Origin of the sequence: Azospirillum sp. A26 (assembly GCF_042604635.1) — a bacterium.
Lineage (GTDB): Bacteria > Pseudomonadota > Alphaproteobacteria > Azospirillales > Azospirillaceae > Azospirillum > Azospirillum palustre.
Genome location: NZ_CP170473.1, coordinates 1,339,633 through 1,353,546 on the forward strand (window position 1 = coordinate 1,339,633; position 13,914 = coordinate 1,353,546).

The 13,914-nt window shown below is 67.7% G+C and carries 13 protein-coding genes; 7 read left to right on the forward strand and 6 right to left on the reverse strand.

All coding sequences use genetic code 11. The annotated features are described in order from the left end of the window. Position 1: 1 nt before the first annotated feature. Positions 2 to 1,357 (reverse strand): nitrate- and nitrite sensing domain-containing protein, encoded by a 1,356-nt coding sequence (locus ABNQ39_RS19920; protein WP_376959980.1) that lies wholly within the window; start codon positions 1,355 to 1,357, stop codon positions 2 to 4. A gap of 290 nt (positions 1,358 to 1,647) precedes the next feature. Between ABNQ39_RS19920 and ABNQ39_RS19925 the strand changes: the two genes are divergently transcribed. Both ABNQ39_RS19925 and ABNQ39_RS19930 read left to right on the forward strand, forming a co-directional pair. After that, a complete protein-coding gene (locus ABNQ39_RS19925; protein ID WP_376959981.1) occupies positions 1,648 to 1,851 on the forward strand; it encodes a hypothetical protein in 204 nt (67 codons plus the stop codon). A gap of 117 nt (positions 1,852 to 1,968) precedes the next feature. Beyond that, on the forward strand, positions 1,969 to 3,183 hold the full coding sequence (locus tag ABNQ39_RS19930) for an alpha-hydroxy acid oxidase (RefSeq protein ID WP_376959982.1): 1,215 nt from the start codon (positions 1,969 to 1,971) through the stop codon (positions 3,181 to 3,183). A 78-nt stretch (positions 3,184 to 3,261) separates the two neighbouring features. On the opposite strand, the gene ABNQ39_RS19935 is transcribed toward ABNQ39_RS19930, so the two are convergent. Together ABNQ39_RS19935 and ABNQ39_RS19940 are read right to left on the reverse strand one after the other, a co-directional pair. Beyond that, entirely contained in the window at positions 3,262 to 4,026 is a 765-nt protein-coding gene (locus tag ABNQ39_RS19935; RefSeq protein WP_376959983.1) for a hypothetical protein, read from the reverse strand. A gap of 116 nt (positions 4,027 to 4,142) precedes the next feature. Further along, a complete protein-coding gene (locus ABNQ39_RS19940) occupies positions 4,143 to 4,712 on the reverse strand; it encodes a manganese efflux pump MntP (RefSeq protein WP_376959984.1) in 570 nt (189 codons plus the stop codon). A 467-nt stretch (positions 4,713 to 5,179) separates the two neighbouring features. Between ABNQ39_RS19940 and ABNQ39_RS19945 the strand changes: the two genes are divergently transcribed. Then, entirely contained in the window at positions 5,180 to 5,965 is a 786-nt protein-coding gene (locus ABNQ39_RS19945) for a nucleotidyltransferase domain-containing protein (RefSeq protein ID WP_376959985.1), read from the forward strand. Then, positions 5,958 to 6,677 carry a metallophosphoesterase family protein gene (locus ABNQ39_RS19950; RefSeq protein ID WP_376959986.1) on the forward strand — a complete coding sequence of 240 codons (720 nt, stop codon included), beginning with the start codon at positions 5,958 to 5,960 and terminating at the stop codon, positions 6,675 to 6,677. The genes ABNQ39_RS19945 and ABNQ39_RS19950 overlap by 8 nt, the downstream gene beginning before the upstream one ends. Before the next feature lie 160 nt (positions 6,678 to 6,837). On the opposite strand, the gene ABNQ39_RS19955 is transcribed toward ABNQ39_RS19950, so the two are convergent. From ABNQ39_RS19955 to ABNQ39_RS19965, 3 genes are all read right to left on the reverse strand, one after another. Beyond that, positions 6,838 to 7,890 (reverse strand): ABC transporter ATP-binding protein, encoded by a 1,053-nt coding sequence (locus ABNQ39_RS19955; protein ID WP_376959987.1) that lies wholly within the window; start codon positions 7,888 to 7,890, stop codon positions 6,838 to 6,840. Beyond that, positions 7,883 to 9,550 carry an ABC transporter permease gene (locus ABNQ39_RS19960; protein WP_376959988.1) on the reverse strand — a complete coding sequence of 556 codons (1,668 nt, stop codon included), beginning with the start codon at positions 9,548 to 9,550 and terminating at the stop codon, positions 7,883 to 7,885. The genes ABNQ39_RS19955 and ABNQ39_RS19960 overlap by 8 nt, the downstream gene beginning before the upstream one ends. Before the next feature lie 249 nt (positions 9,551 to 9,799). Further along, on the reverse strand, positions 9,800 to 10,915 hold the full coding sequence (locus ABNQ39_RS19965) for an ABC transporter substrate-binding protein (protein WP_109051466.1): 1,116 nt from the start codon (positions 10,913 to 10,915) through the stop codon (positions 9,800 to 9,802). Positions 10,916 to 11,097: 182 nt separating this feature from the next. Here ABNQ39_RS19965 and ABNQ39_RS19970 point away from each other — a divergent pair, with 182 nt between their 5' ends. The 3 genes from ABNQ39_RS19970 (at position 11,098) to ABNQ39_RS19980 (ending at position 13,888) form a co-directional block, all read left to right on the forward strand. After that, positions 11,098 to 11,763, forward strand: coding sequence for a response regulator (locus ABNQ39_RS19970; RefSeq protein ID WP_376959989.1), 666 nt, complete (start codon positions 11,098 to 11,100; stop codon positions 11,761 to 11,763). After that, positions 11,763 to 13,253: a sensor histidine kinase gene (locus ABNQ39_RS19975; protein WP_376959990.1), complete on the forward strand. Its 1,491-nt coding sequence runs from the start codon at positions 11,763 to 11,765 to the stop codon at positions 13,251 to 13,253. Before ABNQ39_RS19970 ends, ABNQ39_RS19975 begins: the two co-directional genes overlap by 1 nt. Positions 13,254 to 13,741: 488 nt before the next feature. After that, positions 13,742 to 13,888 (forward strand): hypothetical protein, encoded by a 147-nt coding sequence (locus ABNQ39_RS19980; RefSeq protein WP_167421730.1) that lies wholly within the window; start codon positions 13,742 to 13,744, stop codon positions 13,886 to 13,888. Positions 13,889 to 13,914 lie beyond the last annotated feature (26 nt).

Sequence of the window (13,914 nt, forward strand, 5' to 3'; positions counted from 1 at the left end):
ATTATCCCCCTGCCGCCCCTCCTCCACCCGTGACGCCGCGGAGGATGTCCGACATGCTGAGGATCGCCTCCGCCACCTCGACGATCCGCTTGTTCTGGTTCATCGCCGTCTTGCGGATCAGCTTGTAGGCCTCTTCCTCCGACAGGTTGCGGGTGGACATCAGCAGGCCCTTGGCGCGGTCGATCACCTTGCGCTCGTTCAGCGCCGCCTTCGCCGTCTCCAGCTCCAGGCTGACGTCGCGCAGCCGCTGAGACTGCGCCTGCATGACGTCGAGGACCGAGCGCATCAGCTTCGGCGGCAGCCCGTCGGGGGCATAGAGCCCGGCGCCGTCCTGGCCCTGCCCGTTCGACGACAGCCCGCTCACGCCCGCCCCGGCCAATCCCGACAGCGCAGGGACGGCATCGACCAGCATCATGGCGACCGGCAGCACCGCGTCGGGACCGCCGGCGTCCGCCTGTCCGAGATCGGCGCGGGCCTGGGCCAGCTTGGCCTCGCACAGGCGGCGGAGATCGTCGGTCAGACGGTCTTCCACCGTCTTCAGCAGCTCCATCCGGCGGGTCGAGCGGTCGAACCAGATCTCCGGCGTGATGCCCGACAGCTCGCCATGGCGGGCATCGTCGCTGAGCGCCACCGCCCGCATCCGCTCGACCTCCGCCACCGCCGGGTCGGCCAGGGCGGTGCGGAAGGCCGCGGCATGGGCGGGGTCGGCGAACTCCGCGAAGATGCGGAAGGCGCGGTTCTGGGCGTCGATCAGATGGGCGAGCCGGCCATGCTCCACCCCGTCGAAACGCCCGCGCGAGAAGCCGGCGCTGGCGGTCGCCCGCTCCTGCCCGGCGAATTCCTTGCCCTGCACGACGTTGAACAGGGCGACCAGCGCGCGGGAGATCGCCGGATCGGCGGCGATGTCGGCCGCCTCGAACAGCACGGACAGCAGATGGCCGACGATGTCGGTGAAGGCCTTCACCGAATCCTGCGGCACCAGCGCCAGCGACGACACCTGATCGCGCAGGGCCGGCAGCCCGTCCAGCGCATAGAGCGCGATGGCGGCCCGGCTGTAGAACTGCGCGCCGCAGCTGAGGCGGTCGAGCTGCTCGTCCACCAGATCCAGCCGGTCGCGCAGCACCGACTCCAGCGCTCTGGCGTCGGCCTGCCAGCGGGCGCGGTCCTCGGCGAAGCGTGTGCCGCCGGAGCCGAGGTAGATGGAAGAGGCGCCGCGTTCCTTCTGCAAGGCGTGGATCAGGGCGCTGAGGTCGCGCACCAGGGCGCTGACCGCCAGAAGCTGTTCGACATCGCGGATGCGGCACAGCTTGGCGGTGCGCAGGAAGCGCGCCGCGGCGGCGCTGGTTCCACTCTTCATGGCATCGCGCTCCATACCCATCCAGCCTGTTCCCCCCGACGTCGCCCGGCCCCTGGGCCTGTACAAGCAATGGATATGCCAGGGATATGCCCGCAAAAGAGCCCCTCTCCCCTTGCGGGGATAAGGACTTGCTCCGCTGAACTGGGCTGCCCGGCCTTCACGAATCTGCCCAAGAATCGGCGGGTTCGCCGAAAATTTGGGCGGGTGGATGCCGCAACACTGTGCAGTGCAACATCGGGGGTCCCGGCACTGTTGTTATCGGTATCCCCAGTTCCGGAGGCGCTTCCACGATGACCAAGAATCCCTTCATGAGCGCGTGGCTGTCCTGGGCCAACCGCGCCAGCGGCATGTGGACCACCGCGGCGATGTCGGCCGCCCGGCGCAACCAGTCGGCGGCCCAGACGGCGATGTTCAAGGCCATGATGACGCCGCCGAAGGCCAAGCCATCGAAACCGAAGCCCAACTCGAAGCCCAGGTCGAAGCCGGCACGCTGAACGCCGGGACAGCAAGGCAAAAGGGCGGCGTCGCCGCAGCCATGGCTTGACGGTGCGCGGACGGAGTGGCCAAATCGACGCCCTTCCGTTTCGCGCGCAACCGTTGAGACACGCCCCATGACCTCCGTTCGCATGCCCTCCTCGCGGCCGCCGTCGCGCTGGGCGAACCTGTTCACCGACCGGCCCGTCACCTGCATCGAGGATCTGCGGCAGCTGGCGGAATGGCGCGTGCCGCGGATGTTCTACGATTACGCGGATTCCGGCTCCTACACCGAGTCGACCTACCGCGCCAACGAGTCCGACTTCGGCCGGATCAAGCTGCGCCAGCGCGTGGCGGTGGACATGACCAACCGGACGCTGGCCAGCACGATGGTCGGCCAGCCGGTGGCGATGCCGGTGGCGCTGGCCCCGACCGGCCTGACCGGCATGCAGCATGCCGACGGCGAAATCCTGGCCGCCCGCGCCGCAGCCAAGGCCGGCGTGCCCTTCACCCTGTCGACGATGAGCATCTGCTCCATCGAGGACGTGGCGGAGAACACCGACAAGCCCTTCTGGTTTCAGCTCTACGTCATGCGCGACCGCGCCTTCATCGACAAGCTGATCGACCGGGCCAAGGCGGCGGGCTGCTCGGCGCTGGTGCTGACGCTCGACCTGCAGATCCTCGGCCAGCGCCACAAGGACATCAGGAACGGGCTGTCCACCCCGCCGAAGCTGACAATCGGCAACATCCTGGACATGGCGACCAAGCCGCGCTGGTCGATCAACATGCTGCGGACCCACCGCCGCACCTTCCGCAACATCGTCGGCCACGCCACCGGGGTCAGCAACCTGTCGTCGCTGTCGTCCTGGACGGCGGAGCAGTTCGATCCGACGCTGAACTGGGACGACGTGCGCCGCATCAAGGACCGCTGGGGCGGCAAGCTGATCCTGAAGGGCATCCTCGACCCGGAGGACGCGGTGATGGCGGCGGACAGCGGTGCGGACGCGCTGATCGTCTCCAACCATGGCGGGCGGCAGCTGGACGGCGCCATCTCCTCCATCTCCGCCTTGCCGGCCATCGTCGAGGCGGTCGGCGACCGCATCGAGGTGCTGATGGACGGCGGCATCCGCTCCGGCCAGGACGTGGTCAAGGCGCTGGCGCTGGGCGCCAAGGGCACCTTCATCGGCCGCGCCTTCCTCTATGGGCTGGGGGCCGGCGGCGAGGCCGGCGTGGCCCAATGCCTGGAGATCATCCGCAAGGAAATGGACGTGACCATGGCGATGTGCGGCCTGCGCGACATCCGGCACGTGACCTCCAACATCCTGGCGGGAAAGCCGAACTTCGGGGGCTGACCGGGGGTGGGTGTCTCCGTCCTGGCCGGCGGGATGGAACGGCGTGGAACGGCTTTCGGGTGATGTTCCATCCGCCATCTACCGGTGGCGCGGCAGAGCGGTTGGGTAAGGCGACAGCTTATAAGCCCTCTCCCCCCTGGGGAGAGGGTTGGGTGAGGGGGGCAGCGCGGACGGAACGACCGCGCCAGGGGATTGCCAAGGGGCAGTATGCCCCTTGGCGGCGCGCGGATCGCGCGCCGGCCCCCTCACCCTCCCCACGCCTGCGGCGCGGGTCCCCTCCCTCTCCCCGGGGGAGAGAGGGCAATCCGCAGTGCGCTTGCGCAAGTCGCCGGGACTGTCGTCGTCGAGTTCGGGGACGGTGACGGCGGGCGGGTCTTCCGGGCGCGGTGCCCGCGGCCCCGCCACGCCCCCCACATCCTGACTATGCCGCGAGGCGGTGCGGGCGGTCCCGAGACTGGGGATGAGGCCGAGCCGTTCGGCCAGCCAGCGCACGGTGGCGGGGTCGCCGGAGGTGACCAGCCGCTCGATCTGCTCGGCCACCAGCACCCGCAGCGAGGACAGGCGCAACTCGGCCTCGCGGTTCAGCGCCTGCCGCTCCCACCAAACCCTGTGACGGAAATCCTTGGAGCCGTAATAGGCCCGCCACAGCGTGGTGCGGCTGCACCCCATGGCGCGCGAGACCTGGAGGAAGCTGTTGCCACGGGCCAGCATGCCGGCGGCCATGATCCACTGCTCTTCATGGAACTGCGAACCGGGGACCAGCGAGCCTTCGGCAGGGGTCGGCGGCTCTTCGGCCCAGCGGGGGAAATTATCGCCGGTGAAGCTGCGGGGATCGAGGGGCATGGCAAGGCTCCGCGGTTGGAAAATAGACGCGGCAAGCCTATAAGAAATTTTCCCGATTTATAGGATTATTTTCATTTCTTGCATTGCCCCTCACCGTCGTTCCCCACCGCTCCCGGTCAGGCGAACAGGTCGAGATGCTCGACCAGAATCGAGGTGCCGAGCGCGATCAGAGCCAACCCGCCGAGCACCTCGACGATCTTGCCCATGCGATGGCCGACGGCCCGGCCGATCAGCATGCCGATGGTGGTCATCGCGAAGGTGGCGAAGCCGATGGACAGAGCGATGGTGACGATGTCGGACCCGAGAAAGGCCAGCGAGACGCCGACCGCCGCCGCATCGATGCTGGTGCCGACCGCCGTTGCGACCAGCGTCCACGGGCTTGCGCGCCGGGCCTGCCGCTCCGGATCGTCGGTTTCCGGCTGGAAGCCTTCCCAGACCATCTTGCCGCCGACCACGCCCAGCAGGAGGAAGGCGATCCAATGGTCGACGGCGGCGACATAGCTGGCGGCGGCCAGCCCGAGCGCCCAGCCGACCAGCGGCGTGATGGCCTCGACCACGCCGAACACCAGCCCGCCCTTCAGGGCGACGGCGACGCTGGGGCGCTGCGACGCGCCACGGCCGATGGAGGCGGCAAAGGCGTCGGCCGACATGCTGAGCGAGAGGACGGCGATTGAAAGAGGAGTCACGGGAGCGGATCCTGCCGGACACGTGAGACAGCATGTCCGAAATCCGGCCGGCGCGGACCCTCGGACACACTGGTCTCGCTAGGCGGACGAAAGTCCACTGAACGTGCCATGCACCGCAGCGGGCGCAAGAATGTTGACACGTTCCCGGCGAGGCGCCGGAAGCTACTCCCCAACTGCGGCGACCATATCCAGACAGTCATTCCCCGTCAACCGTCCGGACGCGGTCTCCGTTCGACTTTCAAAGTTCCGAAGTGTCAGGCGAGAAGCGGGTGATTTCTCATCATTACTTTTCAATGAAAAATATTTCATTCTATAGATTCGGCTATAATCCATGACCTGACCTGCAAGCGCCCTCGTTCCGCTCCGGGGTCCCGCCTTGTGCGCAACACTCCCCGCCCTGCCCTGTTGTACCGGGTCAACGTTCAAATTCCGGCGCCTCAGGGCCAGCGGATCAGGGGGAGTGGGTGATGAGCGAACTCCGTGAGGGCAGCGCCACCGTCACCGCGGAGGCCGAGGCCTTCTATACCGAAAGCCTCAAGCTGCTGACCCAGTCGACCATCCCGTTCCTGTTGGGCGGGACCTACGCGATCAGCGCCTATACCGGCATCACGCGGCCGACCAAGGACATCGACATCTTCTGCCGCGGCGGCGATTTCCCGCGCATCCTCTCCCATTTCCAGGACCATGGCTTCGAGACCGAGATCGAGGACGATCGCTGGATCGGCAAGGTCAAGCATGGCGATCTGTTCTTCGACGTCATCTTCAACTCGGCGGTCGCCATCAACCCGGTCAACGACCGCTGGTTCAAGGAAGAGCATCGCGCGGTGATCTGCGGCAGCGACGTGCCGCTGGTGGCGCCGACCGAGATGATCTTCTCAAAATCCTTCGTCCAGATGCGCCACAAGTACGACGGGCCGGACGTGGCCCACATGATCCTGAAGCAGCATGACAAAATCGACTGGAAACGGCTGCTCGCCCATATGGAGCAGTATTGGGAAGTGCTGCTGATCCACCTGCTGAACTTCCGCTTCATCTATCCGACCGAGCGCGACCGCGTGCCCGACTGGCTGGTGGCGGAGCTGCTGGAGCGGATGCAGGAGCGCGCCAAGCTCCCGGTCGCCCAGACCCGCATCTGCCGGGGCCGGCTGTTCTCGCGCGAGGATTACCTGATCGACGTCACCGAATGGGGCTTCGCCGACGTGGTCGGGGAGGAGGGCACCAAGCAGAGCCTGAAGGAGAACGGGAATGGATGAGCGCAGGCTGACCGTCGCCGCCATCGGCGACATCCATGTCGGCGAGACCACGCAATATCCCTATCGCGAGCTGTTCCAGGAGATCGCCGGCAAGGCCGACGTGCTGGCGCTGTGCGGCGACCTGACCAACCACGGCAAGCCGCGCGAGGCGGAGATCCTGGCCGACGCCCTGCGCTCCATCGGCATTCCGGTGGTCGCGGTGTTCGGCAACCACGATTGCGAATGCGGCCATGTGGAGGAGGTCCAGCACATCCTGGCCCAGGCCGGGGTGCGGTTCCTCGACGGGGCGCCGCAGGAGATCGGCGGCGTGGGCTTCGCCGGGGTGAAGGGCTTCGGCGGCGGCTTCGGCAACCGCATGCTCGACAGCTTCGGCGAGCCGGCGATCAAGCAGTTCGTCCATGAGGCGGTGAACGAGGCGATGCGGCTGGAGAGCGCCTTGCGGCAGCTCGACACCGAGCGGGTGTTCGTCGTGCTGCACTACGCCCCCATCGCCGCGACGGTGGAGGGGGAGCCGACGGAGATCTTCCCTTTCCTGGGCTCGTCACGGTTGGCCGAGACCATCGACCGCTTCGACAACGTGCGGGCGGTGGCGCACGGGCATGCGCATCACGGCAGCTACAGCGGAAAGACGCTGCGGGGGACGCCGGTCTACAATGTGGCGCAGACGATCCCCAAGGAGACCGGGCGGCCCTATGCGCTGATCGAGGTTTGAAGGCTCTCTCCCGGAGAGATCTCCTTCTCCCCCCTGGGGAGAAGGTTGGGATGAGGGGGTTCGGCGCAGCCGAAGAGATCCTCGAAGCGGTTCCCCCTCACCCTAACCCTCTCCCCGGGGGGGAGAGGGGATAAGAGGTGGAATAAGGGTCGAATAAGGGTCAGAACACCCAGAGCTGTTCCGGCGGCAGGTGCAGCCAGTGGGTGCCGGCGGACAGCGGGCGGCCGAAGGCGCGGAGCGTCTGGTCGCCGCAGCGGAAGACATGCTCCCAGTGGCTGCCGAGATAGAGCGAGGTCTCCAGCTCGGCCGGAATGCAGTTCTCTCCTTCGCCGTCCACCACCTCGACCTGTTCCAGGCGGATGACGCCGGTGGCCTCCTCCGACACGCCCTTGCCGGCGCGGTCCTTGCCCCACAGCGGGTGGCCGGACAGCTCGATGCGGACATAGCCGCCGCGCTTGTCCTGCACCCGGCTTTTGATCTGGTTGTTGACGCCCATGAACTCGGACGCGAACAGGCTGACCGGCTCGGTGTAGAGCTGTTCCGGCGTGCCGGCCTGGACGATGCGGCCGCCGTCGAGCAGGACGATGCGGTCGGCGATCGCCATCGCCTCGACCTGATCGTGGGTGACGAAGACGGCGGTCAGGTTCATCCGCTTGATCAGCGAGCGGATCCAGATGCGGGCCTCCTCGCGCAGCTTGGCGTCGAGGTTCGACAGCGGCTCGTCGAGCAGGATGACCGGCGGGTTGTAGACCAGCGCGCGGGCGAGCGCCACGCGCTGCTGCTGGCCGCCCGACATCTGGTGCGGATAGCGGTCGCCGAGATGGCCAAGCCCGACGCCGTCCAGCACCGCGGCGACGCGCTGCTGGAGTTCGGCCTTGGCCACGTTGCGCAGGCGCAGGCCGTAGGCGACGTTCTCGAACACCGTCTTGTGCGGCCACAGCGCGTAGGACTGGAAGACCAGCCCGAGGCCGCGCTTCTCCGACGGCACGTTGAGGCCGGCGGCGGCGTCGAACACCGGCTGGTCGCCGATGGAGATGACGCCCTTCTTCGGCTCCTCCAGCCCGGCGATGGAGCGCAGCAGCGTGGTCTTGCCGCTGCCCGACCGGCCGAGCAGGGCGACGATCTCACCCTGGGCGAAGGTGGCGGTGATGCCCTTCAGGATCTCGGTGCTGCCGTAGGACAAATGCAGGTCGTCGATGATGAGCTTAGCCATGGGAGCGTTTCCCGAAGAGCGACATCAGCAGCAGGCCGCCGCCGATCATCGCGATGTTGACGGTGGAGAGCGCGGTCACGAGGTCGACGGCACCGGTGCCCCACAGCGAGACCAGCAGCGAGCCGATCACTTCGGTGCCGGGGGCAAGCAGATAGACGCCGGTCGAGTATTCGCGCATGAAGGTGACGAAGATCAGCAGCCAGCTGGAGAACAGCCCGACCTTGACCAACGGGATCGTCAGGTCGCGCGACACCCGGCCGGGGCTGGCGCCGACGATGCGGCCGGCCTCCTCCAGCTCGGGGCCGATCTGGAGCAGCGCACCGCTGACCAGACGCATGCCGTAGGCGAGCCAGACCAGCGTGTAGGCGACCCAGATGGCGATCATGGTCTGGCGCAGCGGCGACAGGAAGGGCGTGAACAGGAAGACCCAGAAGATCGCCAGACCGGCGACGAGGCCCGGCATGGCGCGCGGCAGCAGGACGAGATAGTCCATCAGCTTCGTCCATCCCGACTGCCAGCGGTGGGCGGCGAGGTTCAGCATGGTGTAGACGCCGACCGACAGCGCTCCGCCGACGGAGGCGATCAGCAGCGTGTTGACGATGCCGCGGGTCAGGTTGGGGAACTCCATCAGCTCGCGGAAATGCGCCAGCGTCAGCACGTCCAGCAGGTTGACGCCCTCGCCCCAGCTCGACACGAAGGCGCGCAGCACCAGACCGCTGATCGGGATCACCACGGTGAACAGCAGCCACGCGGTGATCATCGCCGCCGCCGGCCAGCGCCAGACGCCGATGGACACCGGCTTCTGCGCCGCGGCCTTGCCCTTCACCGAGACGTAGCGGTTGGCGGCGCGCAGCAGGAAGCGCTGGAGCGCCACCAGCGGCAGGGCGATGCAGATGATCGCCACCACGACCACCGCCATCAGCTGGTATGAGGGCGTGCCCAGCTTGTTGGTCAGCTTGTAGAGGTAGGTCGCCAGCACGAGGATGCCCTCGGGGTCGCCCAGCACCAGCGGCAGACCGAACAGCTCGAATCCCAGGAAGAAGACCAGCACCGCGGCGTAGAGGATGTTCGGCATCACCATCGGCAGGCTGACGGTCAGCGCCGTGCGCAGCGGGCCGGCGCCGGTCATCCGGGCGGCTTCCTCGACGTCGGAGCCGAGGCTGCGGAGCGCCGACGAGGTGTAGAGGAAGACGTGCGGGACGTGGGTCAGGCCGGCGATGACAATCAGCGTCGTCTTGGAATAGAGGTACCAGGGGACGAAGCCGAAGACGCCCTTGAACCACAGCGTGACGAAGCCCGCCGGGCCGAGGCTGACCACGAAGCCGAAGGCCAGCACCACCGACGACACGAACATCGGCACGAGGATCACCGGCTCGATCCAGCGGCGGCCCGGCAGGTCGGTGCGGGCCATCAGGAAGGCGAGCATGGCGCCGACCGGCACCGCGATGGCGGTCATGCCGAAAGCGATGACGCACGAGTTGTAGAGGGCGTCGAAGAAATCCTCGTCGTCCAGGACGAACTCGTAGGCGCTGAACGTGAAGGCGGTCTTGGGCTGGAAGAACGGCCCGTCGAGGAAGCTCTGGTAGACGACCAGGCCGATCGGGGCCAGCACGGCAATCGCCATGGCGACGATCACCGCGATGCGCGTCGCGCGGTTCATGGGGGGATTCCTTCCGAAATCCCCCTCTCCCCCGCTCTCGCACAAACTTCGTTTGCGCTGACGCGACAGGCGGACCCTTGGTCCGCCGAAAGCGGGGAGAGGGTCGGGGTGAGGGGGAAGCGTGGGGTGGATTTTGGGGAACGCGGGGCGTCTTCTGGCGAACTAAGCCACGCCATGCGCCCCCCTCACCCTAACCCTCTCCCCAGGGGGGAGAGGGGACTTTGGCGGGGTCGAGAGGAGGTGTTTAGATCACTTCCCCTGGAGGGCCTTCTGCCAATCCTTCAGGAACTTCAGGCGCTTCACTTGGTCGAGGTAGGTCAGCAGCTCCGGGCCGACATGGATCGGGCGCAGCGTGCTTTCCGGGATGCCGGCGGTCGGGTTGGCGCTCGCCAGATCGGTGCGGATCGAGCCCATGTAGCGGGCCTGCATCGCCTGCTGGCCCTGCTTCGACAGCAGATAGTCGAGGAACAGCTTGGCGGCGTTCGGGTGCTTGGCGCCCTTCGGGATGAAGGCGATGCGCGACATCACGATGGTGTAGTCGGACGGCAGCACGATGCCCAGCGACTCCGGGTCCTTGTGCTGGCGCTCGTAGACATAGGAACCGATCATGTTGTAGCCGATGGTGTGCTCGCCCGACGTCAGGCGCTCGATCATCGCGCCCGAGGAGGTGTAGAGCTTCACCCCGGTCTGGCCCATCGCCTTTACCAGATCCCAGGTGTTCTTGTTCGCCTGGACGTCCTGGGTGATGTAGAGGAAGCCGACGCCGCTGCGCTCCGGATCGTAGGAGGTGACCTTGCCCTTGTAGGCGTCCGGCTTCTCGGCAAGCAGCTTGGCGAGGTCGGCGTGGGTCTTCGGCACGTCGGCGGCGGGCACCACGCGCTTGTTGTAGGCGAAGACGATGGGCTCGGCGGTGGTGCCGAAGGCCTCGTTCTTATAGTTGGCCCAGTCGGGGATGCTCTTCGATTCGGGCGAGGTGTAGGACTGGGCGTAGCCGTCGTTGACCAGCTTCATCTGCAGGTCCATCGCCGACGACCACATCAGGTCGGTGGTGCCGGTGTTGGCCGCCGCCTCGCTGATGAAACGGTTGTACATCTCGGTCGAGTTCTGGTCGGCGTATTCCAGCTTGACCTTGGGATAGAGCGCCTCGAACCCCTTCAGCAGTTCCGACACGGCGGCCGCGTCGGTGGCGGAATAGATGCTGAGCGCGCCTTCCTGGTTCGCCGCCTCGATGATCTTGGCATAGGCGGGATCGTAGCCGGCGGGGACCGACTGCGCCTGGGCGGTGCCGGCGGTGAAGGCGGGCACGGCGACGGACACTGTGACGGTCAGGGCGGTCGCGACCAGAAGGGCCAGTTTGGTGCGCATCTCTTCCTCTCCTGCGGTTGGTTTCCACGGCGTCGTTGCGGGCCGGGTTGGTTGGGCTTACAAGCGGATTTGCCGTGACTATAGGCAATCAACCTGTCGCCAATCTGTCGCGGATGAAAATTGTTGGTGGAACGGAACAGGTGCGGTCGGATGATGGCCCATTCGGACGATAGGCGGCTCCCTTGCGCATCCTGATCGTGGAGGACGACGCCGCCCTGGCGCGCGGGGTGACCGGGGCGTTGAAGCTGGCCGGCTATGCCGTCGACCATGTCGCGTCGGGCGAGGAGGCGGTGCGGCTGGAGCGGGCGGAGCCCTATGGGCTGGTGGTGCTGGACTTAGGCCTGCCCGACCTGTCGGGGTTCGAGGTGCTGACCCGCATCCGCCGCCGCGGCTCCACCGTGCCGGTGATGATCCTGACCGCGCGGGAGGCGGTGGCCGACCGGGTGAAGGGGCTGGACCTGGGCGCCGACGATTACCTGCTGAAGCCCTTCGACCCGGCGGAGTTCGAGGCGCGGGTGCGCGCCCTGGTGCGCCGCGGCCAGGGCACGCCGGTGCCGGAGCTGGCCTGCGGCGCCCTGCGCTACGACCGCTCCACCGCGACGGTGACGCTGAACGGCCGGGTGCTGGATTTGCGCAAGCGCGAACTGGCGGTGCTGGAGGGGCTGATCACCAGGGCCGGCAAGGTGGTGCCGAAGGACCGGCTGGCCGGCGAGGTGTTCGGCTTCGACGAGCCGGTGGCGCCGAACGCCATCGAGCTGTATGTCGCCCGGCTGCGCAAGAAGCTGGAGCCGGACGGGCCGCAGATCCGCACCATCCGCGGGCTGGGCTATCTGATGGAAAATGCCTGATGGCGGGAACCCGGCCGGAGCGGGTGCCGCCACGCGTGCCATCTCTGCGCCGTCGGCTGCTGACCCGGCTGCTGGTGCCGCTGGGCGCGCTGGCAGTCGGGCTGGGCGTCGGCGGGTCGGCGCTGATCCACGGTTTCGTGCAGTCCACCCATGACCGGCTGCTCGCCGGCTCGACGCTCGCCATCGCCGAGAGGCTGGCGGTGGGCGACGACGACGGCGAGGTGACGGTCGATCTGCCGGCCGTCGCCTTCGGCATGCTGGAGAGCCAGGCCCGAGACAACATCTATTACAACGTCGCCCATGAGGGCGGGGTGATCACCGGCTATCTCGACCTGCCGCTGCCGGACATCCAGGCGATGCCGACCAACGTCACGGTGTTCCGCGACGCCTCCTATCACGGCCATCCGGTGCGGGTGGCGGCGCAGGTCCGCCGGCTCTACGGCGTGCCGCAGCCGGTTCTGGTCCAGGTGGCGGAGACGACCGCGGGACGGCGCGCGCTGGAGGTCGATCTGCTGCTGTGGCTGACCCTGCTGGAGGTGGCGCTGGTCGGCGGCAGCGGGATGCTGGTGTGGGGGGCGGTCGGCCGCGGGCTGGCGCCGCTGAAGCGGCTGCGCCGGGTGATCGACGCCCGCTCGGCGCGCGGCGTGACCGGGGGCGGGCTGGCGCTGGTGCCGCTGCCGCTGGCGGTGGTGCCGGCGGAGGTGCTGCCGCTGGTGGTCGCCATCAACGGGCTGCTGGCCCGGCTGGACCAGTCCATCGGCACGATGCGGCGCTTCACCGCCGACGCCTCGCACCAGCTGCGGACGCCGCTGGCGGTGCTGCGCACCCATCTGGCCCTGCTGCGCCGCTACGGCACCGACAGCGCCGAGGGGCGCGCGGCGCTGGACGATGTCGAGGGAGCGGTGAAGCGGCTGGAGCGGCTGCTGGTCCAGCTGCTGGCGCTGGCCCGCGCCGACGAGGACGCGCCGGTAGTGCCTGCGGCCCCCGAGGTCACCGACCTGATGCAGGTGGCGATGGAGGTCGCCGCCGAGCAGGTGCCGGCGGCGCTGGCCCAGGATGTCGAGGTGCGCTTCGAGGGGCCGGAGGACGGCGCCGCCCTGCGGATCGCCGGGAACGCCGTGCTGGTGGGGGAGCTGCTGGGCAATCTGCTGGACAACGCCATCCGCTACAACCGGCCGGGCGGCACGGTGACGGTGCGGGTCGCGGAGGGGCCGGTGATGGAAGTCGAGGACGACGGCCCCGGCATCCCGGAGGCGGAGCGTGGACGGGTGTTCGAGCGCTTCTACCGCCTGGACCGTCCGGGCGAGCCGCCGCGCACCGGCAGCGGGCTGGGGCTGGCCATCGTCCGCGCCCTGGCCGACCGGCTGGGGGCGTCGGTGCGGCTGGATGCCGGGCAGGATGGCAAGGGGCTGAAGGTGACGGTGACCCTGCGGGCGGCGGAAAACGCCGCCGGCTCGGAGGCTTTGACGGCGGACGGCGACCGGGGTTGACGCGACGGCCTGATCGGCCCGACACACGGCGGACCCATCCGCACCTTGTTCGCCGTCATCCCCGCGAAGGCGGGGATCCAGGCATTTCCATAAGCCGATCAACGGGTAAGTTGGATCCCCGCCTTCGCGGGGATGACAGCTGAAAAAAGCGGTTCCGAGCGTATGGGAGGAGAGGCGGACGAAGCCCGTCCCCGCCCCGGCCGCTGCCATGACAATTTTGTTAACCTGAGCTGCGCGGATATTGCGCCGGCTTCCATTGCCAGTTCGCAGCTGCGGGACTATCTGACCGCTCCGCACAGCCTGTGCTGGTAACGTGTTGGAAGTAAATACAGTCCGGATCACGGACGAATATTTTTTCCTCATCCCGGCTTGGCTCACGGAAGAAAGAAATGGCTCCCGGCGTCTATTGCCCAGGAGACCGCACAATAAGGGTCTGGCCGTCCATCGAACCGGGCGGCCGAAAGAGGTTAGGGAAAGGGTCTGTCGCTATGCTTTGCAACATCGTCACCGTCGCCTCGTTGGGCGTTCTTTTGCTGTCGGGTATCGGCTTCAGCGTCACCAAGGCGCCGAAGCAGGACCGCCAGCACGAAACCGACATGCCTCGCCGCATGGCGGACGAGAACATCATGGGGTGATGTGGGGTCTTTACTGTGACGGCCGG

Coding starts and splice junctions, on each gene's coding strand:
- ABNQ39_RS19920 (WP_376959980.1), bottom strand. CDS start 1,357: ATGAAGAGTGGAACCAGCGCCGCCGCGGCGCGCTTCCTGCGCACCGCC.
- ABNQ39_RS19925 (WP_376959981.1), top strand. CDS start 1,648: ATGACCAAGAATCCCTTCATGAGCGCGTGGCTGTCCTGGGCCAACCGC.
- ABNQ39_RS19930 (WP_376959982.1), top strand. CDS start 1,969: ATGACCTCCGTTCGCATGCCCTCCTCGCGGCCGCCGTCGCGCTGGGCG.
- ABNQ39_RS19935 (WP_376959983.1), bottom strand. CDS start 4,026: ATGCCCCTCGATCCCCGCAGCTTCACCGGCGATAATTTCCCCCGCTGG.
- ABNQ39_RS19945 (WP_376959985.1), top strand. CDS start 5,180: ATGAGCGAACTCCGTGAGGGCAGCGCCACCGTCACCGCGGAGGCCGAG.
- ABNQ39_RS19950 (WP_376959986.1), top strand. CDS start 5,958: ATGGATGAGCGCAGGCTGACCGTCGCCGCCATCGGCGACATCCATGTC.
- ABNQ39_RS19955 (WP_376959987.1), bottom strand. CDS start 7,890: ATGGCTAAGCTCATCATCGACGACCTGCATTTGTCCTACGGCAGCACC.
- ABNQ39_RS19960 (WP_376959988.1), bottom strand. CDS start 9,550: ATGAACCGCGCGACGCGCATCGCGGTGATCGTCGCCATGGCGATTGCC.
- ABNQ39_RS19965 (WP_109051466.1), bottom strand. CDS start 10,915: ATGCGCACCAAACTGGCCCTTCTGGTCGCGACCGCCCTGACCGTCACA.
- ABNQ39_RS19975 (WP_376959990.1), top strand. CDS start 11,763: ATGGCGGGAACCCGGCCGGAGCGGGTGCCGCCACGCGTGCCATCTCTG.
- ABNQ39_RS19980 (WP_167421730.1), top strand. CDS start 13,742: ATGCTTTGCAACATCGTCACCGTCGCCTCGTTGGGCGTTCTTTTGCTG.